The 24757-nt window shown below is 44.4% G+C and carries 19 protein-coding genes; 2 read left to right on the forward strand and 17 right to left on the reverse strand.

All coding sequences use genetic code 11. From position 1 onward, the window contains the following. Nucleotides 1-499: 499 nt before the first annotated feature. The 10 genes from ACYVUU_RS06090 to ACYVUU_RS06135 form a co-directional block, all read right to left on the reverse strand. A complete protein-coding gene (locus tag ACYVUU_RS06090) occupies nucleotides 500-1948 on the reverse strand; it encodes a restriction endonuclease subunit S (RefSeq protein WP_484500320.1) in 1449 nt (482 codons plus the stop codon). Beyond that, the gene (locus ACYVUU_RS06095) at nucleotides 1938-3386 is read right to left on the reverse strand and encodes a class I SAM-dependent DNA methyltransferase (protein WP_484500321.1); all 1449 of its coding nucleotides are present in this window, start codon (nucleotides 3384-3386) and stop codon (nucleotides 1938-1940) included. Before ACYVUU_RS06095 ends, ACYVUU_RS06090 begins: the two co-directional genes overlap by 11 nt. Before the next feature lie 19 nt (nucleotides 3387-3405). Next, entirely contained in the window at nucleotides 3406-6606 is a 3201-nt protein-coding gene (gene hsdR, locus ACYVUU_RS06100; RefSeq protein WP_484500322.1) for a type I restriction-modification system endonuclease, read from the reverse strand. A gap of 79 nt (nucleotides 6607-6685) precedes the next feature. Then, complete coding sequence (locus tag ACYVUU_RS06105) at nucleotides 6686-8128, reverse strand: N-6 DNA methylase (protein ID WP_484500323.1); 1443 nt, start codon at nucleotides 8126-8128, stop codon at nucleotides 6686-6688. Continuing rightward, on the reverse strand, nucleotides 8121-8684 hold the full coding sequence (locus ACYVUU_RS06110; protein WP_484500324.1) for a restriction endonuclease subunit S: 564 nt from the start codon (nucleotides 8682-8684) through the stop codon (nucleotides 8121-8123). The genes ACYVUU_RS06105 and ACYVUU_RS06110 overlap by 8 nt, the downstream gene beginning before the upstream one ends. Nucleotides 8685-9013: 329 nt before the next feature. Next, the gene (locus ACYVUU_RS06115) at nucleotides 9014-12319 is read right to left on the reverse strand and encodes a DEAD/DEAH box helicase (RefSeq protein ID WP_484500325.1); all 3306 of its coding nucleotides are present in this window, start codon (nucleotides 12317-12319) and stop codon (nucleotides 9014-9016) included. Beyond that, complete coding sequence (locus ACYVUU_RS06120; protein WP_484500326.1) at nucleotides 12312-13448, reverse strand: sigma-70 family RNA polymerase sigma factor; 1137 nt, start codon at nucleotides 13446-13448, stop codon at nucleotides 12312-12314. The genes ACYVUU_RS06115 and ACYVUU_RS06120 overlap by 8 nt, the downstream gene beginning before the upstream one ends. Before the next feature lie 36 nt (nucleotides 13449-13484). Further along, nucleotides 13485-14885, reverse strand: coding sequence for a hypothetical protein (locus ACYVUU_RS06125; protein ID WP_484500327.1), 1401 nt, complete (start codon nucleotides 14883-14885; stop codon nucleotides 13485-13487). A gap of 70 nt (nucleotides 14886-14955) precedes the next feature. Beyond that, on the reverse strand, nucleotides 14956-15573 hold the full coding sequence (locus ACYVUU_RS06130) for an MBL fold metallo-hydrolase (protein WP_484500328.1): 618 nt from the start codon (nucleotides 15571-15573) through the stop codon (nucleotides 14956-14958). Further along, complete coding sequence (locus ACYVUU_RS06135; protein WP_484500329.1) at nucleotides 15560-16141, reverse strand: TetR/AcrR family transcriptional regulator; 582 nt, start codon at nucleotides 16139-16141, stop codon at nucleotides 15560-15562. The genes ACYVUU_RS06130 and ACYVUU_RS06135 overlap by 14 nt, the downstream gene beginning before the upstream one ends. 143 nt (nucleotides 16142-16284) lie before the next feature. Between ACYVUU_RS06135 and ACYVUU_RS06140 the strand changes: the two genes are divergently transcribed. Continuing rightward, on the forward strand, nucleotides 16285-16956 hold the full coding sequence (locus ACYVUU_RS06140) for a hypothetical protein (protein WP_484500330.1): 672 nt from the start codon (nucleotides 16285-16287) through the stop codon (nucleotides 16954-16956). A gap of 88 nt (nucleotides 16957-17044) precedes the next feature. Here ACYVUU_RS06140 and ACYVUU_RS06145 read toward each other — a convergent pair whose 3' ends face one another. From ACYVUU_RS06145 to ACYVUU_RS06155, 3 genes are all read right to left on the reverse strand, one after another. Beyond that, on the reverse strand, nucleotides 17045-17923 hold the full coding sequence (locus ACYVUU_RS06145; protein ID WP_484500331.1) for a hypothetical protein: 879 nt from the start codon (nucleotides 17921-17923) through the stop codon (nucleotides 17045-17047). Continuing rightward, nucleotides 17920-19110: a glycosyltransferase family 2 protein gene (locus tag ACYVUU_RS06150; RefSeq protein WP_484500332.1), complete on the reverse strand. Its 1191-nt coding sequence runs from the start codon at nucleotides 19108-19110 to the stop codon at nucleotides 17920-17922. Before ACYVUU_RS06150 ends, ACYVUU_RS06145 begins: the two co-directional genes overlap by 4 nt. A 93-nt stretch (nucleotides 19111-19203) precedes the next feature. After that, complete coding sequence (locus ACYVUU_RS06155) at nucleotides 19204-19638, reverse strand: hypothetical protein (protein ID WP_484500333.1); 435 nt, start codon at nucleotides 19636-19638, stop codon at nucleotides 19204-19206. Between the two features lie 394 nt (nucleotides 19639-20032). Here ACYVUU_RS06155 and ACYVUU_RS06160 point away from each other — a divergent pair, with 394 nt between their 5' ends. Next, nucleotides 20033-20251 carry an antitoxin of toxin-antitoxin stability system gene (locus ACYVUU_RS06160; RefSeq protein WP_439775963.1) on the forward strand — a complete coding sequence of 73 codons (219 nt, stop codon included), beginning with the start codon at nucleotides 20033-20035 and terminating at the stop codon, nucleotides 20249-20251. Nucleotides 20252-20306: 55 nt separating this feature from the next. Here ACYVUU_RS06160 and ACYVUU_RS06165 read toward each other — a convergent pair whose 3' ends face one another. The 4 genes from ACYVUU_RS06165 to ACYVUU_RS06180 form a co-directional block, all read right to left on the reverse strand. Next, entirely contained in the window at nucleotides 20307-20768 is a 462-nt protein-coding gene (locus ACYVUU_RS06165) for a GNAT family N-acetyltransferase (protein WP_484500334.1), read from the reverse strand. Nucleotides 20769-20786: 18 nt separating this feature from the next. Next, the gene (locus ACYVUU_RS06170) at nucleotides 20787-21632 is read right to left on the reverse strand and encodes an alpha/beta hydrolase (RefSeq protein WP_484500894.1); all 846 of its coding nucleotides are present in this window, start codon (nucleotides 21630-21632) and stop codon (nucleotides 20787-20789) included. Nucleotides 21633-21769: 137 nt separating this feature from the next. After that, nucleotides 21770-22633, reverse strand: a complete 864-nt coding sequence (locus tag ACYVUU_RS06175) for an aldo/keto reductase (RefSeq protein WP_484500335.1) — start codon at nucleotides 22631-22633, stop codon at nucleotides 21770-21772. Nucleotides 22634-22756: 123 nt separating this feature from the next. Continuing rightward, nucleotides 22757-24646 carry an alpha/beta hydrolase family protein gene (locus tag ACYVUU_RS06180; RefSeq protein ID WP_484500336.1) on the reverse strand — a complete coding sequence of 630 codons (1890 nt, stop codon included), beginning with the start codon at nucleotides 24644-24646 and terminating at the stop codon, nucleotides 22757-22759. Between the last annotated feature and the right edge of the window lie 111 nt (nucleotides 24647-24757).

Raw genomic sequence — 24757 nt, forward strand, 5'->3', positions numbered from 1 at the left:
TTTGGTGGTTTGGCTAGTTCTTTACGGTAGGCCTTCAGTCTCCTTGAAAAATACCAGCATCATACAATTCTTGAACAGTTTCCGAACTCTTTTTCCTCTTATGGAGAAAGAACTTTAGATACTCACATAGGTAGGTTACTTGATCATCTTCTAAGTAGATCGTTAAGTGATCTGCTAAGTCAAAACTATAGTATAGCCGAAAGATCAATAGTTGGTTCTCATAATCAAATGAAATTTCGACTGTGGGATCATCTATTAAAGAAAATTGCTCATCTCTTGCTCTACCTTGGAGAAAAGCTTCAACCTCACTTAGTAGTGTCTCCGGCTCATTGTTGTACCATAATGGTTTGACTGAGAAGACTTGACTCTCGTTATGAATAACTTCAACTGAGGAATCAATCCACTCTGAATTGGTATTACGTTTGTCGAGACAAAAGTAGATCGTAAAGTCATTTGACTGCAATTTCAGATACGGCATGGAAGAGACCCCTAACTATTTCTATGAAGCAGTCACCAGATTTTGTTTTATTGTATCTAGATCTTCAAACAACCTTGTCAACTTGTCGGCTATCCGTTTCTGCTCTGCAAGTGGAGGAAGGGGGATTAGTTTTTCTTTAATATATTTGTAATGCCGCGAATATCCTTTTATGGACGATACACCTATCAAATTATATGACAGAGCATAAAATAAATATTTAGTATACATACTTGGTAAACATTCAAAGATTTTTACTCCATCTGCACCTATTACAAAATCAAAGTCAACATACTTAACTATCGCTGTATGGTCACCAAATACAAGACAATCTTTATTAATCTTTAGCACTTTATCTTCATCATCAGTATACCCGATTATCATCTTCTGAGACTGACTAACTACTTTATATTTTCCACTAGGTTCCACATTACTTTCTTTAATTTGATTTTTCTTATTTCCAATAGTATATGCAACGTTTTCTAACTTTACCCATTCCCAGCTATCTGGAATATCAAATGGCTTCTCGTCATCGGTGATCTCGGAAAGTTTCTTACTCTTCTTGATCTTAGTTTCCTTCACCAACTCAGCCTTCTCAGCTTGAATCTGCTTCAGCAACTCACTAGCAGGTTGATCAGATGGATCCTGTTCAACAAGTTTACCGCGCATTGCCAAGTCAAGAAGCTTAGATCTCATTGCTTGTTCAAGGTCTTGATATTCAGCAACGTTCTTTTCAATGACATCAACTTGCTTGAACAGCTCTGACACCTTATCTGCGATCCGCTTCTGCTCTGCCAGTGGAGGGAGTGGAATTAAGAAGTTATGCAGGTCTTTTCCAGGAATATTCGGCTGTGCACTCCCATTTCTGTGTTCATTAATAAACATTTTACCTAGACTTGATTTCAAAACAAAATATATATATTCCGTTGAAAGCAAAATGGCGCGAATTATTGCCAGAGAAGAAGCAATTGCGCCAATTCCGATGTCAGAGATTGCGCATTTGCCTAGTGATCCTCTGATACAAAAGAAAATATCACCTTTATTAATAAAGCCCGCCCTAAGCATTTTATATCTATCCTCTGAAATATAGTTCAATTGCTGATGATCAACAATCATACTATTCCCCAGCGCCCCTGCATTTACAAATGGAATTCCTTCCTCTATCCAATACTTTTTTCCAGGATAATTTTTTCCTCTATCGCCATTGTGAATACTTGATATATCCCCCAGTCTTACCCATTCCCAGCTACCTGGAATATCAAACGGCTTCTCCTCGTCAGTGATCTCGGAAAGTTTCTTGCTCTTCTTAATTTTCCCTTCTTTCACCAATTCAGCTTTTTCAGCCCGAATCTTCTCTAGCAGTACACCAGCCGGCTCATCCCCAGCATCCTGCTCAACCAGCTTCCCCCGCATGGCTAGATCAAGAATCTTCTCTCTAAGCGCTTGCGTATCAACATTCAGATTAGTCTTCATCGCTTACCCCTTCTAAGGCCTTCTGCAAAGCACTAACCGCGTCAGCAATATTTTGCGACTTCTCCACCATATCGCTTAGCAATTCGCTTAATGGACGATCCTCTTTGTCTTCCTCGTCGCCAATCCAAGAGATGTCTAAGCTGGTATTAGGACGTGCCTTGATTTCATCGATGCTGAACTTTCTCCAGCGGCCATTCGGGTTCTTTTCCGCGTCATAGTCTTCCACCCGCTTGCTTCGATCATCAACGCAGTAGGCTTTTTCAAATCCTTCAAAGTCCTTCTTATTCAAAGGATTGCGCTTACCAAAGCTCCGCATGTTATGGCGCATGTCGTAGACCCAAACTTCCTTGGTGTTATCTTGATCCGTCGTCCCTCTATCAAAGAACAGTACATTGGTTTGCACGCCTTGCGCGTAAAAAATCCCCGTTGGCAAGCGCAGAATCGTATGCAGGTTGCACTTATTCATCAAGTCAAGCCGGATTTTTTCACCCACGCCATCCGCAAAAAGCACGTTGTCCGGCACAACGACGGCTGCACGGGCATGACCGCTACGGTTCAGTGAGTTATAGATGATTTCCAAGAAGTTCAGCTGCTTGTTAGACGTTGAATAAGTCAAGTCGTCACGAGTTGCCCCTTCACCACCCTTTTTCGTACCAAAAGGCGGGTTAGTCAGAACAACATCAAAGTCCTTCATCCACTTACCAGCAGCAGACAAGGAGTTACCCAATTCCAAACGGCCATCCATATCATGCAGATACTCGTTCATCAATGCCAATCTATGGGTGTCTTGCACTAATTCCATCCCGGAAAAAGCTTCGTGCTTTTCAAAATCCTGTTCTTTAGCTGAGAGGTCAAAGTAGTCATCAGTTTGCTCTCTTAAGTAATCGTTGGCAGCAACCATAAAGCCAAAAGTCCCAGCAGCCGGGTCGTTCAGTCTTTCCCCAACCTTAGGCTGAACCATTTCAACCATCATGTTAATGAGTGGCCGCGGAGTGAAATATTGACCTGCCCCTGACTTGGTCTCATTAGCTGTCTTTTCCAAGAGCCCTTCATAAAGCGCGCCTAAGCCTTCTTCCTTAGCCGTAAACCAGTCCAGGTCATCGATAACATGGATGATCTTGTACAAATTCTTTGGATCCTTGATACTTGTCGTCGCGTTAGCGTAGATAACATTCAGCTTCTTATTTGGGGTCTTACTTGCATCCCCCAAGTCCAGCAACATCTGCTTGTAGTACTGCTGCAGGTCTTCACCATCCCGCTTGACCAGTTCATCCCAGCGGTACTGTTCCGGAATCTGCTCTTCCTGGCCTTGTTCCTTGCTCATCTTTAAGAACAGAATGTAGGTCAATTCCGTCAGATAGTCCAGATAGGTAACCCCATCATCCCGCAGAACGTTACATTCATTCCATAACCGCTGAACGATTTCTTGATTATTCATGTATTTCCTCTCTTACTCTTTAGGCAAACATTATGTCGTTAATCGTATTTACGATGTCATCAGCATGATTGTCAAATACCCGCTGCATCATCTTATAGCCACCCTTAGCTTTGAAGGTCGCGTTCTCATCAAATGCTTCTTGCGCGTTTGGCCCTAAAATATTGTTTTCTCTCAGCTGCTTCTCAATTCTCTGCAGCCACTTCTTTTGCGGAACAGTCCAATCAGCCATTCCATAAACCTTGTCCATGGCCCGCTTGATCAATTCATCTTCTGATTGAAGAGGCGTACCAATCGCCGCCTTGCGGATAAAGCTGATGATGTTAGCAGCCGTTGCTTCCTTGTTCGTCTTCTTCCAAGCCGTCTGCAAGTCTTGCTCGCGGTAGCCTCTAGCTTCCAGGGTTTCGCAGATCTGGTTAAGATCATTCAAAGTCAAGTCTCTTGGTCTGTTGATCAACAGCTGCAGGCCTGCTACTTCATTGATGCTGTTCTTTATAAAAGCATTGAAGCTTTCCAAGTAGTCGTCTGGCTCTTCCAATTTATCGCCAAAAACCTGTTCACTTGAAATCAGCTTGTCTTCTTCATTTGAGATCACAGCTTTATTCTCCTTTAACCGAAATTCTTCGATTAAATCGAGTTTATTTTTCGTAGCCAAAAGCTCTTCTTTTGCCATGTTTTCCAGCTTACGTGTCCAAACAGTCAAGTCTTCCTGGAATTGACCCGCTTTAGCCAATTTTTCTTTCTGCTTGTCGTCCATTCGCTGAAGCTTACGCTGCACCTTAGCTACCAGCTGCGTCCGGTACTCGCGGTAGTCGTCCTCATCTTCAGATTTTTCGATCATTTTGTACATATCCATGATGCTTCTGTGGACATACTTTTCCTTAACCACTTGGCCCATGTCAGTATACTTAGCCATGCTTTCAAACTGGCCAACCGCGTCATAAATGTTGAAGGCATCAATACCTTCGTACTTTCTGGTTGCCCGACCCAGCATCTGTTCAAAGAGAATTCTGGACTTCACCCGCCGCAAGAAAACAAGGTTGGCAATTGATGGCACGTCAATCCCTGTCGTCAGCAAGTCAACCGTGACAACGATGTTAGGGAACTCTTCATTCTTAAATTCCTTGATGTGATCTTCACGGTGACGGTCTTGACCCGTAATCTTCATAATCACGTTCGCTCCTACTGGACGACCAGCTTTAGCAAACTCTTCTTTCAGCAATCGAACAATCATATCGGCATGATCATCCCTAGTCGCAAAGATCAAGGTTTTGCCTAAGTCCCGATCAGTTGGATCAAGCTGCTTGACCAATTCTTGGCAAACGATTCGGTTAAAGCTCTCGTTAACGACCTTTCTGTTAAAGGAATCGACGTCAAAATCCAGGTCATCTGGCAATTCTACCTGTTCAAGGGTTTGCTTGTCATAGTTGTAGACATTTGCATGATCCCCCTTCTTCAGATGAATTCCTTCTTCTAAGAGCTTGGTTTTGATAACGTGCGGAGCATTGTGGTCCATCAAGTAACCATCCAAGACTGCTTGCCGGTAGCTGTAGGTGTAGACAGGCTGACCAAAAATCTGAACTGTCTGCAAGGCTGGGGTTGCCGTCATACCGATTGCAACTGCGTCAAAATAATCGACAACCCGCCGATATTGGCTGACATAGTCACTTTGGTCATAGAACTTGACTTCCTCATCAGACATTTCCTTGTCTTCAAAGTAGCCCCGGTGAGCTTCATCGACAATCACGAAGTCATAAGTACCAGGAGAGATTTCTCTTTCTCCATCTTCCGTATTAAAGAGCCGGTTGACCATCCCTTGGACAGTTGATATATGGATTTTGTCTGTTGATTGCGGAACCTTTTGCGAGTATTCAGCAACGCTGTAAATATCGCTAACTGATTGGCCATTGACTTTGTCATCTTTAAGGGCAATTGCTGTTTGATCAGCCAAGGATTGCCGGTCAACCAGGTAGAGAATCCGGCGGGCCCGCTTATGCTTAAGAAGACGGTACATCAGACTAATTGCAGTTCTAGTTTTACCCGTACCAGTGGCCATGGCCAACAAGATTTTTGATTTATGATCACGAATGGCTTCTTCAATCGACTTGATAGCTGCAATCTGGTAGTCACGAGCCGCAAAATCTGGATAATCCGTGTCCTCGGCTAAGCTTTCATCCGCGGTCTTTTCGACTTCGGCATCCATCTTCATTTTCAAGTCAGCTGGAGTTAACCAAGATTCCAGAGCCCGGTCGGGGTGGTCAGGATTGCGGGCATCCCAGAACCAGATGCCAGACTGCTCCTTAAATTGTTCAAGATAAGGCCGACCATTGGTGCTAAAGATAAAATCTGCCTCTGAAACCTTATATGGATCAGAGTCTGCTTCTGCTTTGGCATCCTTCAAATAGTCCCGGGCTTGCTCCAAAGCGCCTTGCACGGCTTGGTCATACTTTTTGGCCTCGATAATACCCACAGCCTTTTTGTTCATAAACAAAACGTAGTCCGCTCTCTCGCCATCTTTGAACTTCCACTCAGCGATGGCGACATTCTGGCCGCTTTCGGGCACGGTATGATTAGTCCAATTGTTCAGCTTCTTAGAGTCAACTTCCCAACCAGCATCCCTCAGCTGCTGGTCGATCAACTCTCTGGTTTCATCCTCAGTCAGTTTATGCCGTCTAGCAAAATCAAGGTTGATCTCATGCCGCTTCTGTCTGGTCTCTGCTGAAACTGGTTGGACAGGAGTTTGCTGGCGCAATTTTGCAATCTCAGCTTCCAGCTGCTTGATTTTTTCAGATTCATTAACCACGGCCTTATGGCTGTCAACTGGATCTACGTAGTCTGAAATTTCAGCTTGGGTGAAAGTCTCTAAGAACCAGGTCCAGATGACGTACGCTTCTTTATCAACCTTTAAAGCAGCATCTTTTGTCGGCCGATAGCTACTGTCGTGAGCAGCCTTGTTCCGCCGCCGGCGAATGTCGTCTAAGTAATAGGTCACACTGTCAGGATAATCGTTGGAGGAGCGCCGCATTTTGTCGATACGTTCTTTTTGATTCAAATTCCAGTCAACCAGGCCATCAAGTTTAAAGATTTCTTGAGTCAGCTGCTCAGCAAAGATGCCAAATGATACTAGACTGGCTTCTGGGCTATCAAAAATCATTTTTTCCGCGGACATAGCTAAGTCTGCGTATCTTTGGTAATCTTGTCCGCTATAACTAAAGTTGCTCATTGTAATCCCTCGTCTTATTTCAGCCACACATATCTATTATTGAATTATTGCTAGCTTAATTATACCGACTTTTTCGCAATTATTCAGAGATACTTACGGCTTTGATGGCCTGGCGGGCTTCTGGAGTGTCAAGCTTATTCAGCAGCTCGATCATTTCCTTTTTGCTCTGTTCAATTACCTTCTGCTTCGCTGATATGGATGACATCGTTGCTTCAACATCGATCTTTTTCTCAGAAAACGTGTCGATATAGCGTGGAATGTTCAAATTATAGTCATTCTCACGAATTTCATCTAAGTTGACCAATCTTGAATAACGATCTACTTCTTCTCGGTTGCGGTAAGTATGCAGTATCTTATTAACCCCTTCTTCGGTAAGAAAATTCTGTTTTAAGCGAGTAGCGTTCTTTACTCCATCTCGACTTGCATCAATAAATAATATCTTGTCTGTCTTCTTTTTTTTGAAAATAAGTAGCACGGTATAGATAGCAGTGAAATTACGTGCACCTTGTGGCAGTGAAATTACTGCATGGATATTTTGCTTTTCCAAAAGGTATTTTCGAATTTCACCTTCAGCCGCTGATCTAAACAGTGCGCCAGTTGGCAACATTACAGCCATAGTTCCATCTTCACTCAGATGTTGTAATCCTCTCAACACATACGCGTAGTCAGCTTTAGACTTAGGAGGTAATACTCCAACCTCAGAGAAGCAAGGATCGTTCAAAAATTCTGGATTTGCATCCCAATGTCTTGAAAATGGCGGTATCATTGGAATCATGTCAAATTTACTGTTTGCGCCAAGCTCTTCGTCTTTCAGAAAATCTCCCCTAACGAAGTTATCATGAATTATTTGAGTGTTTATCCCATGAACCAGCATATTCATTTTTAACAAACGAAGTGTATTTGGAGAAAATTCTTCACCAAACAGTTCCACTTGACTTTGAAACTTTTCTTTCATAGCTAGCAAGAGTGATCCAGACATTGCTACAGGGTCAAATATTGATACCTTCCCTTTCTTTGCCTCACTGGCCAAAATTTCAGCAATCAATTTTCTCGTCTGTACGGGGGCATCGCCTAAATACATCTTTCTTTGATCTGAATAATAATTTTCCAACAGTTTATCAAATAAGTAACTTGATTCAGTTACAGAAAATCCCGTGAAATCACAAGTCGTAAGGTAGTCTTCTAATGACTTATCTTTGATTTCGCCAAGATGCGGATACTCTGAGATAAACATATCTGAAAGCAGTGGGTTGGTGACTGCGAACTTCTGAAATGCTTCATTCCAATTTTCTGAATTTGTGCGAGCTCTTTGAGCAACCTTCTCAAACAAATAGTTAGGTTCAATGTAGTAGCCAATTTTATCTTTTGATTCATCTTCGTCTACCGGCTTTATTGCTTTTTGTCGATCAGACAAGATCTTGTAAGCTACCAATCCGAAAGTAGCACTGCCATTTTCAAAGCCGAATCCACTTCTCAGTATTATATCTTTGCTGATTTGATCAATTTTTTCTTTGCTAATCATTGGTGCACTCCTTAGCAATTGCGTTGAAAACTAATTGTTCTTGCTGTACAAGGGCTTCTTCAATTTGATGCCGATAGATCAACCAATTGCGATAAATCTGACCTAATTCCTTTTGCTTGTCCAGATCAGGCAAGACAATTTTCAGCTCGCGCAAAAACTTTGCTCCCAAGCGCTTAATCGTTGAGACTTGCCCTTGCGCTGATAATTCGATTTGCTTTTGAACATCTTCTGCTTCATTTAAGTAGTAGCAAAGATACCATTCATCCACCTTTGTCCGATTAGGAACGATCTTTGCGAAGTTCAATGAAAGGATCGAACCCGCAGTAACTGGCGATACCACAGCTGCTTGAGGATTAATAAGTCGTAAGGCTATATCCCCTTCATTAAAGGTGGTTGGAGTGCCAACCTGCTTTGACGTTTTAATTTCACCTAGATAATTAAGATCTTGTCTAAGCGAATCTACATTATAGATATTTTCCTGCTCTTCCTTGGTCATTCTGCTGCTGTTTTTACCAAAAGATAATTCGGCAATCTCTTTCAGTTCCTTCGTTTCCATCACAATTTCTCTCTTCTTGTTGTATTGTTTAATTACATTTTATAAAGAGTGTAAGAAGCCTTCGTTTACTTTCAAAGAAGCATTTTTAGATTGTTGTAAAGGCTAATTACACTTCCGAACAACTTAACTATACTACTTCTAGTTCCTCATTTCAACTGTTGTTAAACTAAATTACAAAAATATGGTAGCAAAAAACATCCCCCTAGCACCTAAATTCGCGTTAGGGGGATACATCTACTTAGCTATAGTCCATCCTTGTCCAGTAGTTGCAATCAATTCGATTCTCAGACCTACACTTCAAGCAACCATGCTCAACTAGGTATACCTATTTAATGTGATCTTCCTCTCGGTTGGTAAATCTCTTTCTCAACAGCTGCAGGAAATTTACCAAAGAAATAGTCTTCAACGATGTCCCAAAATTCATTGGTATAATTCGTAACAATTTCCATCTCATTATTACCATGTTTTGGCATCGTAAACAAATATTTGAACATCCCAACTGAGATATAGTACTTCTTTGCTACATCACTTAGAAGTTGATTTTGATATTGATCTGGATTCTCCAATGCACGCTCAATAGGGTACATACTGTTCACCCTAATATATATTTCCGGGCTATCACTACTGATGACCTCATAGCTGCACAGTCCAAAGCTCTCCATTAGCCCCAACACAATAACTTCCGTGTTTGCTCCACGAGTTTTGCTATTCGCAAAGATTCTCCAACGATACAAGACTACATTCTCTTCATCCGCAGTGCCCTTGTTAAAGCACTTGATTAAGAGATTACGTGCAACACTCTCTAATCCATCCAACAACTGATCGTAGTTTAGCAACACGCTATACATCATCTGTTTACCGCGTGGCTTCTCCATAATCGCTCTTATTTGTCTTGAATCTTGATACTGCAATAAATTGTTGATTATTGAGTCACTAAGTCTTGATGCCTTAGACGAATCTATCTTCAGCTTCTTTTGCAAAAAGCTAGCTAACATTTTTCTATCAAAATATCTCCGACCAATCTGGCATTGCATCAAGAAATCATCTAGCACTTTAAGATTCCTCTTGAAATCTGCTAGTGCTTGGCTAGCCGAAACTGTTAGCTTATATTTCAAGCCAGAGCAAAAGTTTAATTTTCCAAAAAATTCTCGATCTGACTGACTAAGTTTATTGTCCAAACTCGCACCAGTAAATACAAAGTACTTAAATTGCGGGTAAGAAATATTCTTATAGCGATCTTCCCAAAAAGCAACTAAATTGAATGCATATACTGAGTCATACTTATCGTAATTGATAAGCGAATCAACTCGACTTAGATATCCATCATAACCATATTCTTTCCAAAGTTTACGTTGCTCTTCATTACCAAAGACAAGTTCTTTGCCAAAATATTGACGAGGACGAGCATAGAACGCAGAGTAGCCATATTTCTGCTCAAAATCCTTTTCAATCATCAAAAGAATAATCTTCAGTCGATTGTCTATGCTTGAATCATCTTCTGAATTTGCATTCTGCAGTAAATAGCGGAAGTCGTCCGCATTCATTATCAAGTTACGAGTCTTTTTCGTATGGTAAATCTCACGAATTTTTTCCATGACAGCTAAGATTTGGTACTTACGGATTGCTGACATACCATGCATACGCTGTATCTCAAATAGGTCATTCTTGAAATAGTCAACCCAAGCGTAACCATTTAGTCTCTCATCACGAGCCACACGTCCAATCTCTTGGATATAATCTAGTAGGTCGCCTGTTGGGGCATAATGGTAGACATTTTGAATGTCTGAAATATCAATCCCCATCCCAAACGCCTTAGTTGCCAGCATAAATGGTTTCTTTCCTGACCTAAAATCTTGATATGCTTCTTCCTTGAGTTCTTTATTAAGCGGTCCATAATAAACACTAGTCTGATCGTATATCTCTGGAGACTGTTTTAAGAAACTGTGTACCGCTAAAAGAGTCTTTACTGTTGGAAAATAAACTAACGTCTTCATGTTATTTTTACTAAACAGCTTTAACCTTGAGAGAACCAGGTTGTACTTCGTAGTAAGATAGTCTTTTCCCTTTAAATCCTCATGGGATTCATCAAACACTTCCATGTAAATATCGTTACGCTTAACTTTTCCGAAGTAAGTAATTGGGCGAACCATATTCAGACTTGTGCGGATTTCCGCGTACATGTTCTCCACACCAGCATAAATGGCTGTTGCTGTAAAAGTTACTATCGGAAAGTTGTATTTTTGCCGAAGTTTCTGAAGATAGATGCCCATGTACCAGTAATCAGCTCTAAACGACTTACCCCATGTAGTAACAATGTGGGCTTCGTCAACAATGAATAATCCGATCTTTCTGTCCCCGATCAAATCGCTGATATTCGAACGATTCTGTAACGTTTCGGTAGACAAATACAGAATGTCAATTTCTCCATTCTTGATCTGATTAACTATTCTGTTCTTATCTATTATTGACAGGTTTGAATTTATCGTAGCTGCTTTGTTATATTGCTTCTTTTGCATCCCTGCAACTTGATCCTGCATTAACGAGATCAATGGCGAGATAACTAAGGTTAACGGCTTTTCGTCAGAATAATTCTCTGCCATGTATATCGCTGGGATTTGGAACATTATCGATTTACCTGCACCAGTTGGAGAGGTAACAAACACATCTCGATAACTTTCACCTTTAAGAGCCTGCTCAGCTTGAGAAACGATGCTATCAATAATAGCCTCTTGAGAGACATTGATAATTGCTTTACTCTTCTGTACATCTTTATAGATTTCCAAGTCACGAAAACTTGGGTATCCCCAATACTCAGATAAGATTCGATGGTACTCTTCAGAATGTTGTATTGGCTTTTGTTCTGGTCTGACAATGACAATACCCAACGAATTCTTTGTTGGAAGAAGATCCAATAAAATTTCTACACGTTCAAGCAACTTATCTGGGATGTTATTCAAATTTTGTGTTTCCGTTAAAAGTTGAATATGATTAAAGCTTTTGCCCACTAAGATGTCAGCCGTTAAATCCAAGAAGTCAGTTTCAGATTCCAATTCTACGTGCTTTGCTGAATCATTTATGTCCTCAAGTAAGCCAAGATTCGGTTGAGGAGCAAATATTTCTATTAGCTGATCATCTGATGGCTCAAGCTGATAAGACACAAAGTATCTCCCAGCATCTGTACGCAAAACACTACCATAAAACCTATAAAATAAGTCCAATTGGCTTTGTTGCTCGTCTTCAATCTCTTCACCGTCTTTTTCATATGCCAGTTCAGCTAAATCTAAATTCTGGTTCAACGGATAGAAATTGTAATAAAGATTATTCTTAAGAAATTTGACTTCAAAGAAACCATCTATGATTTCTCGACACTGGCTGTATTCTTCGTAGCTAAGCCACATCCACGACTTGTTGTTACTGTAATTATTTACAATGTCTTGATGGATGTTTGTTTTTGTATACTCAACCACATCTAGCAAAGATGAATCAGTATTAAGGCTGGAAAATTTATTCTCTGGGTATTCCGCGCTTAAATCAACCCCCACGGGTATAAACAGAGTCTTCTTTAAAGTACTACTTTCATTTTGCTTAATAGTCTCGGAAATTTTTTTAGTTAAGATCTCTTTGTAATCACTCATATTCTAACCTTGCTTCATATGCTTTCAGTTTCTTTAAAGCTTTCTCTTCAATTTGTCTTACTCTCTCACGAGTTATGCCAAGCTTCTTCCCAACTGCTTCTAAAGTCATTGGCTCTTGGTTATTAAAGCCGAACCTCATCCGCAAAACCTCTTCTTCGCGAGTCTTTAGTTCGGTGTGCAACATTTTAGATATATCCTCTACCTCATCGACCTTTAAAGCAAGATCTTCTGGTGACTGCTCATCATCATGCATAAAATCATTGGAATAGCTCAGAAAGTCTTCCAAAGATGTATCACCATCTTCTTCGGACCCAATTTTCATATTTATCGAAACCATGTTTTGAAATACTGCACGATTTGTGCGTAAATCGTGCAAAGTACTTTTGGAAATTGACATTTGCTCAATAATTTGATCATCCGTCAGATTTTCTCTTTCCAATCTTGTCAACTTAACTATCGATTCTTGAACATGGACAGGTAGCCGAACAGTATAGGCCTTATCTTTAGCAGCACGGTCAATACTTTGCTTTATCCACCAAACCGCATATGTAGAAAATTCGTACCCCAAGTTGGGATCAAATTTATCGATTGCTTTGTCTAGACCAAAATACCCTTCTACAATCAGGTCTTCCAAAGACATCGACCCAGTGGTATGAGTTTTATAATAATGACACGCAACTTTCTGTACTAATCGTTTATTTACAAGCCAGATCTGATCACGTGCATCTTCTTTTTCCTCATCCGTTAATTCTTGATCACGATAGTCCTTGATCAATTCAAAATTGTCGTGATAATCCGCTTCGATCTTGCTATTCTCTACTTGCTTTTTAAAATCTGAGCTATTCAACACTTCACTCAAATTACCTTCACTACCAAAGAGCATTGGCCCTTGTTGAGCAATGTGGGATTGCGTTTTATCAGCACTTTCAGTAATTTTAGTAGCATCACTTGCATCTGTAGGACGATCACCGTAATCAATTTCAATATGATGATCGGCTAAGATATTAACGAATTCATACCCTTGCTGCTTAGAAAATTGTGGGAGAATTTTATTTTCAAGATCCGAAATATTTACTTTCCCGCCATATAAATATGGCTGCACAATATTTAGAACAGTAACATCATTCATTTTCCTAACCCCATTTTTCTATACCTAAGTTTTATTTTACATCATCGTCTGCTCGATATAGTGCGCGATATTCTTTCCGGCGCGGGCATCGCTCGGCGTCTTGGCCACCGTGGTGTTGTAGCGGGCGTCACCGAAATAGGTCAGCCGGTAGTGCTTGCCGTCCTCTTCGATCCTAAAGCCGAAATCCTGCAGAGCCTTCCGGGTCTTGGCGTCCATAATAGTGTAATTCTTCAGAATCCGTTGAATCTCAGCCTTCTTTTTCCGGTAGACGCCTTGATAGCCATTCTTCTCGATCAGGTCTGAAAAAACATCACTTCGTCTGCTTTGTTTCGCAACCCGGCGCTCCAGCTCATCAGCTATGACCGACAGCACCAGCTCCTTGATCTCGCCTGGATAGAGATCCTCTTCATCCCCCATAACCAAAACCGGCCGCTTGTCCATCTCACCAAACTTGCTGTGCAGACCCGCGTTTTCTGCCCGCAGAGCCTCGTTTTCCTGGGTCAAGCTGTCAATCCGCTCCTGCAAAGTTCTCAGCTCATCATCAAATTCTGAGTAGACCTGTTCCTTCTCCGTTTCAGCCTGCTCCCGCTCTTCCCGCTGGCTCTCCAGCCGGTCCCTGGAAATCGAGTTAAGCACGCCATCCCAAGTATAAGCTCCATCTACCTGCTGGCAGTTGCAATAGGTCATCACCGAGTATATTACGCTATCCAGCATATTTTTCCTCTGCGCCGTGGTATCCTTATACCAAAAATGCTTCGGCTGAACGGCCTTGTTTGGATAGTAGACCCCAACTGCCCCGTGATGCTCCTTCAGATCTTTGATTGTTACGTCATAGTTCGGGCTCTCTTGAACCAGCACATGTGCCACGCCCTTGAGCTTGCTGGCCAGTAAATTCACGTCAACTGGATACTGGCCCCGTTTGTTTTTTGACACATACACCACCGGCAGCTGGTGGGATGACTCGCCTTTAATCACTTTCGCCAGCAGATCAAAGTTATTTTTGCCAACATAAATCGGCTCTCTAGTAACTGGCAGATCTTCATCTGCTTTAAGATGCCCCTCCTCAATCAAGAAGGTCAAAAAGTGCGGGGTGGAAAATTCCTGGTCCAGGTCATTTGCATCCCCCGTGAAGCTCCGGTCCAGCTGAATGTGCATCTTGCCCGCGGTAAAATTCATGACATAATCGCTGTTCCAGATCCGGCCGTTTTCCTCAACCTTTTGATAGCGGATAGCGACAGTATTCCCGTTTCTGTACTCCTCGATCTCCAGCCAATGCTGGTCATCCCCGTACCTGACATTCATCTGCCCGTCCCAGGCTAGCCCTGGAATCACATTCTCCTCGTACTGGCTCTCCTGGTTCCACTTGATCACTAACTGGATGAATTTTTCCTTAGTCAGCGTATCGTTTACATCAAGCATGGTCGAATACAGCAGCATTTTTAGTCCCCCTTTTTCACTTCTCCAAAACGTACTGCTTTAATTATACCCTAGTATGTCACCGCTTTCTCTAATCCATAATTTCTTCCTCTGGCCAATGGCTATGGTAGAGGGTTGTCACTCCCCGCGCTAAAATCGTCTCCACGCTCTTTTTCAAAACTGGATCATGATAGTATTCAATCTGCTCAAGCGGCGGAATATCGCCAATAAAGGCAGCTTTTTCGTCGTCCAGGATCAAGCTGATACTGTCATCAGAATGCCCAGGCGTAGCGATAATCTCTCCTTCAATCCCCAGCTTTTTCAAAAAATCCCTGCTATCCTCGCACTTCAAATAAATGGCCTGCTCATCTGGTATCGGGGTAAACCTGGTCTTCTTCTCTTTGGCAAAAATTGCGTCTGGCCGGTGAATGAAATTCTTCTGTACATCCATCACCAAGAGCTTAACGCCTTGTGCCATCAAGTCCGCCGCGATCCCCATATGGTCCGGGTGATAATGCGTGACCAGCAGATACTCGATGCCATCTAAGGATATTCCCTGCTCTTTGATGCAGTTTAAAAAAGCAGGCAAAGTCCCAGCCCAGTCTGTATCGATCAGCAGCTTGCCATTGATTAAGAAAGTCTTGGTCCGGCCATAAGTCAGTTCTGTCACGTCGGTCATATTTTTCTCCTTGTCTCTAATCTCGCACATCGGTAATTCTCTTCCCCATCCCTTTTCCCAGCAAAACAATCTGTTCTTCCATAATCGCCAGCAGCTCGCCCGCGCTTTCTTTTCTTCCTCCCTTGATCCAGGCAGTCAAGATACTGATCATAAAACCTGTCCTGACCGCCATAAAGTAATTCTTATGCGCCTCTGGCAAACCTGGCATTTCTCCATATCGCCTGGCCAAAAGCTCCGCGTTTTTCATATGGCAGCTGTAAATGATGTCCTGCCGGCCAATTTTCAGCAAGAGCTCCAGGATTTCATAATGGTCTGCCCAATAGGCAAAAAAGTGCCGGGCTAAGTCCAGTTCACCGCCAAATTTCTCTGGCCGGTAACTATCCATCACTTCGCGGAAACTCTCCTCACACTTCCAGACAAGCACATCCGCCGTATTATCAAAAGACCGGTAAAATGTCGTCCGCGCCATGCCCGCCTGTTTAGCAAGGTCCATCACAGTTATATCCGCAAAACTTTTCTGCTCAAGACACTTCTTCACCGCCAGCCAGGCCCTTTCTGCCGACCTTTTTGTCCGCGCGTCATTGCTGATATGGTACATTTTCCCCTCCTGCTCCGTTTCGCTACAAGATTCCATTGCCGTGAAGCGGATTTTTTAAAAAAGCTTGTATCAAAGCGAATCCTAGCACATCATATGATTAAACGCAACAAATGTAGCGAAACAAGCTAAGGAGGAAGAGACAAATGTGGCATACATGGCTTTACTTTGTGTCCTGGGGGTGGCTCTACTGCATGATCATCATGAGCATCATTTTAACCGTGCAGCTGATCACTCAATGGAAAAATTGGGACAGCTGGCGGAAACTTGGGGCCTTCACCGTGATCACCCTAACCCTGCACGTTTGGGAAGAATGGGTGATCCCTGGGGGATTTCATTATATCTATAACATCAATTCATCTCCGGCTTTGCGCGGCCTCTATCCCATGAACAAGCTCACTGACTTGATTACGAACTTCGGCGGGGCTCTGCTCTGGTTTATCCTGGTGGAAGCTGGCAAATATGGCCGCAAGATGAGCTTTGGAGTTATGATTTTTTCCTACTTTGAATGCTTCATTCACCTCTATCTTGCCCGGCACTCAATGGAAATTTTTGCCCACATGGGTATTAACACCGGCTTTTACGCGCCTGGACTGGTCACTGCCCTTGCCTGCTGGCTGCCTTTAGGGATTGCCTATACGGTTTGCTTCGTCAAAAAACGGCTTAAGCTGACTGACATCGCCGGCGGGATCATCATTCTTGTCGTGTTATCAGTACTGCTGGTCAATTTGCCGGAAAAAGTTCTCAAGAGCACGGATAACCCCTATGGCTGGACCAACCATGGCTTTTACAATCAATATATCCAGAAAATGAAATAATAATGTTGCATCAAAAAACTCTCTCTAAGCAAATAGAGAGAGTTGATTTGTATTGGAGAAAAAATGTATTTAAGTCAGAGCTGCCGGCTTAGAAGAAGAATGGCATCCAAGCGCAGCTGCGGAAGCAATGGTGCATTGCAAAGAATGGACGGCAGCTGTAGCTGCGGTAACTGTAGTAGTGAACCCGGACAATTACAACGACAACGTAGCGGTGGCAAGTTGGAGTGGTTGGCTTAGTTGGTTCAGTTGGGGCAGTTGGAGCCGTAGGTGCTGTAGGCGCGGTTGGCGCAGTTGGGGCAGTAGGTGCAGTCGGTGCAGTTGGAGCAGTTGGGGCAGTAGGTGCAGTTGGGGCAGTTGGGGCGGTCGGTGCAGTTTCAGCAGTACCGGCAGTACCGGCAGTGCCAGCAGTTCCGGCAGTGCCAGCAGTTCCGGCAGTACCGGCAGTACCGGCAGTGCCAGCAGTTCCGGCAGTGCCAGCAGTACCAGCAGTTCCGGCAGTACCAGCAGTTGGAGCAGTAGCTGCAGTGCCAGCAGTACCAGCAGTCGGTGCAGTAGCCGCAGTTTCAGCAGTGCCTGCAGTTGGAGCGGTTGCTGCAGTTTCGGCAGTGCCGGCAGTTGCAGCCGTGTCCACTAAGTCAGTTGCTAACTTTTCTGAAGTTGCCGCGTTTTCAGCCTTGCTTGCCGTATCTGCGGTCGTTGCTTCAGTTGCGTGATTTGCAGTGGTTGCTTCGCTGGCAGTAGTAGCTTCAGTTGCTTGACTAGCCGTAGCAGCTGTTTCTGAACTGCTGCCAGTTGTCTGTTCAGTAGCAGTTTGAGTAGTTTGAGTGGTTTGCGCAGTTTGCGTTTGCACGGCAGTCGTGTTAGCCGTGTCGTTTACGTCATCAGCCTTAACGCTGCTGTTGCCAAAGGCAAAGAACATCCCTAAAGTGGCGCTTGCCACCATTAAAGTTGACTTCCATTTTTTCATGAGACTTTCCTCCCGATTTTTCTCTTAATTCCATGTGTTGTCTTAACCCAGTTGGTCCGTCCGCTGATTTTTTTATAAAAAGCGATCACGATCGCCGGGTAAAGCAAGTAATTATAAAAAGCAAAAGTTAACACGGTCCAGATCAAAAGCCCATATTGCTTTGTCTGGCTGGCCCGCTGGTACTGGACAATGATATACATGTTGAAAATCATGTTGACTGCCACGATCACCGCTAAGAGCCTCCAGTAGTCATCGAAATTGCTCAAGGTAAAGGCAAAAACGATCAAGCTGGCAATCCCTGTAACCAAGGTGACAAAAGGTATCAGCATGTAAAATGACATCTCCGCCTTAGCTGGCAGGTTGATCCGGTGACTCTTTAAAACTCTCGGCCAGTAGCCAAAGAGGCAGTCAAGCCCTCCTTGCGTCCATCTGGCCCGCTGCTTGATAAAGGGGCGGGGCTTGTCGATGGCTTCTTGATAAACCACCGCATCCCCGGCATATAAAGTCTTCTTCCCCTCTAGCAAAAAGCGGGTACTGAACTCAAAATCCTCCAGCAAGGCGTTGCCCCATGGCCGCTGGGCCGTCACCGAGGATACCCGAATAAACTGGCCATTGCCCGATGCCGCCGCGTTGCCCAAGCGGTTTCTGGTGTTCTGAATCCAGTCGTTGATGACCGTGAACTCAATGTCCTGCATGATCTGCAGCCAATTTCTGGTCTCCAGCATCCCTACCCGTGTCTGGAGCAGGTCCAGTTTTTCATCTTGGGCAAAATACTGGATGACCTTCTGGTAGCTTTCTTCTGCCATATAGGCATCCGCGTCCAAAACGCCGCAGATCAAATGGTCCGGGTCGCTATTGTCCATAACGACTTGCTGGTAGGCCCAGTTAAGAGCATTGCCCTTGCCTGTCTGGGCCTGGGGCAGCCGCCTTTGCAGAAGCTGGATTTTCCCGCCAGCCCGCTTGCTAAAGCTTTTGACCAAGAAGGCCGTGTCGTCACTGGACGCGTCATCGATGATGACCATTTTTACATTAGGTAAATTCGCCGTTTCCCTTAAAAATAGGCGCATCGTCTGCTCGATGATGCCTTCTTCATTCATGGCCGGGACCAGCAAGACCAACTGGTAGCCCTTGGTTAATAAGGGATCAAGCTCAATTGACTTGCCGTTTTGCCCCGCGGCCAGGAGCAAGAAGACCCAGAGGACATAAATGATTACGCCCGTTAGTGATATTTCAAAAATCGTCTGACTGATAAATCACCACCCCCTTTGAATGACTGGGGGCTATTTGACCTTGACTGCCGTAGGAGCAGTAGCAGCCGTTGCAGCCGTTGCTGCAGTGCCGGCAGTCGCCGCGGTTGCGGCTGTGGCTGCAGTTGCCGCAGTTGAAGCAAGAGACCCGTAGCCTGGGATGCCTGGTTTGCCTGGAATACCTGGCTTGCCCGGTACGCCTGGCTTAGCTGGAATACCTGGCTTAGCTGGGATGCCTGGAACTACTACCCAGCCTTCACCAAGCGCGCCGCTTCCGCCTTCTGCCTTTGCGGCAAGAGCAGCGATGCTGGCCACGTCAGCGCTTTTGGCGGTTTGCGCTACGGCTGCCGTACTGCCAGTAGAAGCTGGAGTCAAGGCGTCGGCAATAACGCTTGGCAGGCTGGTCTGTGATAAAGCAATCAGTGATGCTGGCAGGATAGCCAACTTAACAATCTTTTTGATGTTCATGGTTCGGTCCTCTCTCATCTCTTATAAGTAATAATCCTATTCTTTCTAATGCATATTATAATAATCATCAAATCTGATTGCAATATCGGTATGAAAGTATAATAAAATACCCAACTTATTTAATTAGCCTTTAAGAAAAGTCCCGGTCTCTCGCGAAATATTTAGATTCTGGCAGCAATTCACATTATTTCTTACTTATTGAATTTGACTTTTTCGGGCCAACCTGCTACACGGATCTTGTTTTTCCCACAAAAAATCCTTCCAAGCAGTTTGCTTGAAAGGTTTTGGGTAGATATTTCCTAAAGGACATGTTTTGCCGCTCGGAATCTTTTGGCTTGATTGTCTTTTCCGGTATATACTTTGTGTAAGCAATGGAATTGAAAGGAGACCCCAAATGACAGAAAACAGAGCAAAAATAAGACAAGTTGGCGACTCGAAAGTTCTCCCGATTCCGAAGAATATCGTAGCTGATGCTGAAGAGTACAGCGTCTACCAGGGAAGAGATGGAATAATCGTTTTTGTTCCAGAGAGTTTAAATCCATTCCGTGATCCAGATTGGGACAAAAAATACACTGAATGTAAGCAGGAAGAAGCGTTCAGAGGATTAACATAGACCGGAAGCATAGCACAAAGGCCAGGCACTTACCATAGCGCCTGGCCTTATTTTTCTACAAAAACAGCTCCATCTCGTTATTCTTTTTACTGAAGCCCTTCTTTTCGTATACGCTCTCGCCGTCTTCACTGGCATTCAGCCAAAGGCGTTTGATTCCGGTTCTACGGGCATAGTCGATTATTTCATCGACAATTTGCTTGGCGTAGCCCTGCTTTCTGGACTTAGGTGAAGTGTAGATGTTCAAGATATAGCCTTCCTGTCCGGTTAGGTTCTCCGCGTAGGGAATCCGGCTAAAAAGGCAAAGCGAACCAGTTGCCGCCAGTTTTCCGTCTTCCAGCATCCCCCAGCTGATTAAATCCCGCCCAATGTGGGCCAGATAGTACTGCTTTGTTGCTTCTTCCAGGGCGGACAAATCTTCTTTTTCAGCGACCTCCCCCAGTTCCGTAAACAGCTCTTTTCTCAGCCGCCAAAAATCGTTTGCAAATGTTTCATCAAGTTCTATGAGTTCCGCTGTCATGCTCTGCCTCTTTCCTTCCTACTCCCACAAAAACTTCTGCAGGGCCTGGTCCACCTGGCTGTTCTCATGCAGGTGGCTGTGCTGGCCACCCTTGCCAGTGATCTTCAATTCCTTGTAACTCTTGGCCTTGACTAAAAGGTACTTGAGCGACTTAGAGGAATTGTTGTAGACCCGGCCGTCTGACTTTTTACCAGTATCACCGTAAATGTTAAGGACGTCAATTCCCTTTGGATAGACCTGCCGGAGCCGCGTCAGTTCTTGATAGGTCGAATTCATCTTCTTCGGCTTGCCGGATGCATCCAGACTTGAGTTTGAATTTTTGTCAAAGCCAATTATCCCGTTGAAGTGGCCGGCGATGTCAACCTGCTTCTTGATCTTTGGGAAATTCTTCTTAGCAGAATAATCCATGATCATGTAGCTGATGGCCATGTTGCCCATGGAGTGGCCAACCAGGTTCATCTTGGAAAAGCCCAGCTTCTTCTGGGCCGTTTTGACTGCCTTGTAGGCATACCAGCCGTCCTTATGGTAGTCGGGATTTTGGTTGTCGGCAAAACCGACTAAAACGACTGGATTCTTGGGCTTCTTAGCGAACTTGCCCTTGATTTTGACTGACCCGTTTTCGTTGACCGTAGCTTCCAAAACTTCATTGGTCTTGCCCGCCTGTCTGGCCGCTTCAGCCATATGTTTTTCCGCGTTGATGCTGGATCCGTAGCCATGGAAGAAGAAGGTCACCGTTTCCTTTGCCTGAGCTTTCTTCTCCGTCTTAGTCAGCTGTCTTTGGCATCCCGCCAGGAAAAGCAAACCGGTCAGCATAAGCGGGATAATTTTTGCCAAATGCTTGCTTCTTGTCTTCATTCTTTTCATCTCTCCAATTTGTTTATTTGCCAATTTCTATTCTACCTGGATGTATTCTTTTGGCCAAACAGTAAGCATAAAAATGCCCTGCAAGCAGCAAAAGCGTTGTCTGACATTGCAGGGCAGATTATATTCAAAAACTATTGCTACATCTTTCCGCCGTAGACTGGGAAGACGCCGCTGTCTCCGTAATCTTTGATCACTTTGACATTCTTCAAAGTCTCCATATCCTCGTCTGAGATCACAAAGTCCACATCCGCGTTGATCTTCATATGTTCAGGATTTGCTGTCTTTGGCAAAACGACCGTCCCCAGCTGGATGTCATAACGGATGCAGAGCTGAGGAACAGTTACCCCGTACTTCTTGGCCATTTCAACCAATTCTGGCTGTTTCATGATTTCGCCGTGACCCAACGGGGAATATGCTTCAACAACGATATCCTTCTTCTGGCAGTAATCGATCAAGTCAAGCGGGCTGTTTGACACGTGGCAAAGGATCTGGTTGACCATCGGCTTTACTTCTGCCCAGTCATAAATGTTGTCGATATCTTCTTTCAAGAAGTTGGAAACACCGATCGCCTTGACCTTCCCTGCCTTGTAGGCATCAGTCAGCGCCCGCCAGACTTCCCGGTTTTCCGCGAAATATCTGTTGTCTGACTGGTTGACTTCTTTCCATGGCTGCGGGCTGTGGATGATCATCAAGTCGATATAGTCCAGGCCCAGCTTTTCCAGGCTTTCATCAATTGAAGCCGCGGCTGATTCATAGGATTTGTTTTCCGCAGCAACCTTTGAGGTAACAAAAATTTCTTCTCTTGGAATCCCTGCCGTCCGGACCCCTTCGCCGACCCCGCGTTCATTGCCGTAGGCCTGGGCCGTGTCAAAATGCCGGTAGCCGATCTTTACCGCTTCCCGGACTGCTTCTGCCGCCTTGTCATCAGCAATAAACCAAGTACCCAGAGCCATCTGGGGAATCTGCACTCCATTACTTAAAGTCATCAGCTTGTCGTACATGTTTTTTCCTCCTCAATTTCAATTCTATGTTAATTATAGGAAGGTGGAAATAATATGTACAATGCTTATTCTTGATGGTCTGTTATGCATTTACCGCATATTGCTTCAGGGAGTTTTTCATTATCACAAGTGCCCGTCAAACCAGTTCTGGATTTCATTTAACCGGCTTAAGCGGTTCTTTGGCCGGCCGCTTCTGGACAGTTCGTGGTTCTCTCCGTGGAAAACCACCATCCGGCTTTCCGTGCCGTGGGACAGAAGCGCATGAAACATCTGCATCCCTTCTTCGACCGGGCAACGGTAGTCCTCATCCGAATTCAAAAACAGGGTCGGCGTCTTCACGTTTTTCACGTACTTGAGCGGTGAGTGCAGCCAAACCTTTTCCGGATCATCATCTTCACTTGCCCCCACCTGGTCAACGCAGAATTCCGGGGCAATGTCAGACAAGTGTTCAAAGCTGAGCCAGTTTGAGATAGACCGCTGGGAAGCTGCCGCTTGGAAACGGTCGGTGTGGCCGATCACCCAATTGGTCATGAAGCCCCCGTAAGAGCCACCAGTGATCCCCAAACGGCTTTGGTCAATGTCTGGATAAGCGGCCAAAACCGCGTCGGTATACTTCATCAAGTCCTCGTAGTCAACCGTCCCGTAGCGGCCCCGCAAGTCGCCGTACTGGTTCCCCTGCCCGTTTGACCCGTGGATGTTGCAGAAGAAGACGAAATAGCCGCTGCCGGCCCAAACCTGCATTTCATGGAAGAAGGCCTTGCTGTAAGTAGCGCGGGGTCCGCCGTGAACATCCAGGATTGCCGGGTACTTTTTGCCTGCCTGGTAGTCCTTTGGCAAGAGCACCCAGCCGTGCTGCTTTCCGTCTTCAACTGATTCATATTCAACTTGGTTGACCTTGGCTACGTATTTGCCAGCTAAAAGTTGGTCATTGTAGCTGGATAATTTTTCTACCTGGCCATTTTTCACCTGGTAGAATTCCAAAAGTTCGTTGGCAAAGGCCGCTTCCAGGAAAAATTCGTCTTCCCCTGTCAAACGGAAGCCCTTGATGATCCCGTCAGTGGCGAAAAAGGGCTTAACTTCCTGTCCGTCAAAAACGTAGATTTCATCGTGGTCAACGATGGTGGTCACGAAGTAGAACTTGTCACCATAGACGTCAAATGAGTTGCCGGCAATGACGGAGCAGTCCCCGGCAATAGCGCTCTGGCCGGAATTATCCCAGTGGGCTGCCAATTCCAGGCCCTTTTCCGTTAACCGGTAGAATTCCGGATTTTCGTTTAAGCCGGTCTTTTTATGGGTGTTGGCGAAGCAGTAGACTTGCTCTTTAAAGGCAAAAATTGCCGATACTTCAGCCTTGCCTGCTGCTAAAAGCTGCTTGGCTTCTCCTGTTCTTGGGTCAACTTCATAGACCGTCCCGTCAAAGGGCCGCCGGGTCTGGTAGCTGACCCCCACCACGTAGACTTTTTCACCAACTACAAAGGTCTCCATAACCGTAAAGTCTGGCTCAGCTTTGAAAAGTTCAGTCAGCTTTTCTTCTTCTAAGTCCCAGACATAAAGGCGGTCGCGGAGCTTGTTGATGTAACCCTGGCCGTTGAAGTAATAAGGCAATTCATCCAGGACTTGGTAGTCAGTCGATTTCCCTTCAGCCAGGTCCGCCCGTCTGCTTAAAAGTAGGTAGCGGTCTTTTACTGAATTGATTACCTGGTAGCCAGCTTCTTTGAACTCAGCAACTTTTGCTGGACTAGCCTGGTCCAGTTCTTGCTTATAGAGCAAGCTGCCTCCTTTGCCATCTTGAGCCGTGTAGTAGACCGCCTTTTCTACTAAGGCATAGCTCTTCTCTTGCCCTAAAGTCGTCAAGCGTTTGAGCTCGCCATTTTCAAAGACATCCAGCCAGTTCCAGTAGCCTTCCCCATCGGCCTTGGCCTGGTTTCTGGCGAGTATTGCCCTTTTGCCCTTAGCCTGCAAGTTGCCCAGGCTGACAACCTGATACAAATCTTCTGCTTTGACTGCTTCCATTTTTTCTTTTTCCTCCTGCTTTTACTTTTAAAGGTGACTTCATTATAGCAAAGTTAAAGGATTCAGCTGGACTTAATTTTTAGCAAAAAAAGCTGGACAAAGCCAGCTTTC

It is taken from the genome of Lactobacillus sp. WILCCON 0058 (assembly GCF_057198005.1).

What these genes read in the sequence shown, in the direction of transcription:
- ACYVUU_RS06090 (WP_484500320.1), bottom strand. Translation starts at nt 1,948, where the DNA reads ATGAAGACTAATCTGAATGTTGATACGCAAGCGCTTAGAGAGAAGATT.
- ACYVUU_RS06095 (WP_484500321.1), bottom strand. Translation starts at nt 3,386, where the DNA reads ATGAATAATCAAGAAATCGTTCAGCGGTTATGGAATGAATGTAACGTT.
- hsdR (WP_484500322.1), bottom strand. Translation starts at nt 6,606, where the DNA reads ATGAGCAACTTTAGTTATAGCGGACAAGATTACCAAAGATACGCAGAC.
- ACYVUU_RS06105 (WP_484500323.1), bottom strand. Translation starts at nt 8,128, where the DNA reads ATGATTAGCAAAGAAAAAATTGATCAAATCAGCAAAGATATAATACTG.
- ACYVUU_RS06110 (WP_484500324.1), bottom strand. Translation starts at nt 8,684, where the DNA reads ATGGAAACGAAGGAACTGAAAGAGATTGCCGAATTATCTTTTGGTAAA.
- ACYVUU_RS06115 (WP_484500325.1), bottom strand. Translation starts at nt 12,319, where the DNA reads ATGAGTGATTACAAAGAGATCTTAACTAAAAAAATTTCCGAGACTATT.
- ACYVUU_RS06120 (WP_484500326.1), bottom strand. Translation starts at nt 13,448, where the DNA reads ATGAATGATGTTACTGTTCTAAATATTGTGCAGCCATATTTATATGGC.
- ACYVUU_RS06125 (WP_484500327.1), bottom strand. Translation starts at nt 14,885, where the DNA reads ATGCTGCTGTATTCGACCATGCTTGATGTAAACGATACGCTGACTAAG.
- ACYVUU_RS06130 (WP_484500328.1), bottom strand. Translation starts at nt 15,573, where the DNA reads ATGTGCGAGATTAGAGACAAGGAGAAAAATATGACCGACGTGACAGAA.
- ACYVUU_RS06135 (WP_484500329.1), bottom strand. Translation starts at nt 16,141, where the DNA reads ATGTACCATATCAGCAATGACGCGCGGACAAAAAGGTCGGCAGAAAGG.
- ACYVUU_RS06140 (WP_484500330.1), top strand. Translation starts at nt 16,285, where the DNA reads ATGTGGCATACATGGCTTTACTTTGTGTCCTGGGGGTGGCTCTACTGC.
- ACYVUU_RS06145 (WP_484500331.1), bottom strand. Translation starts at nt 17,923, where the DNA reads ATGAAAAAATGGAAGTCAACTTTAATGGTGGCAAGCGCCACTTTAGGG.
- ACYVUU_RS06155 (WP_484500333.1), bottom strand. Translation starts at nt 19,638, where the DNA reads ATGAACATCAAAAAGATTGTTAAGTTGGCTATCCTGCCAGCATCACTG.
- ACYVUU_RS06160 (WP_439775963.1), top strand. Translation starts at nt 20,033, where the DNA reads ATGACAGAAAACAGAGCAAAAATAAGACAAGTTGGCGACTCGAAAGTT.
- ACYVUU_RS06165 (WP_484500334.1), bottom strand. Translation starts at nt 20,768, where the DNA reads ATGACAGCGGAACTCATAGAACTTGATGAAACATTTGCAAACGATTTT.
- ACYVUU_RS06170 (WP_484500894.1), bottom strand. Translation starts at nt 21,632, where the DNA reads ATGAAAAGAATGAAGACAAGAAGCAAGCATTTGGCAAAAATTATCCCG.
- ACYVUU_RS06175 (WP_484500335.1), bottom strand. Translation starts at nt 22,633, where the DNA reads ATGTACGACAAGCTGATGACTTTAAGTAATGGAGTGCAGATTCCCCAG.
- ACYVUU_RS06180 (WP_484500336.1), bottom strand. Translation starts at nt 24,646, where the DNA reads ATGGAAGCAGTCAAAGCAGAAGATTTGTATCAGGTTGTCAGCCTGGGC.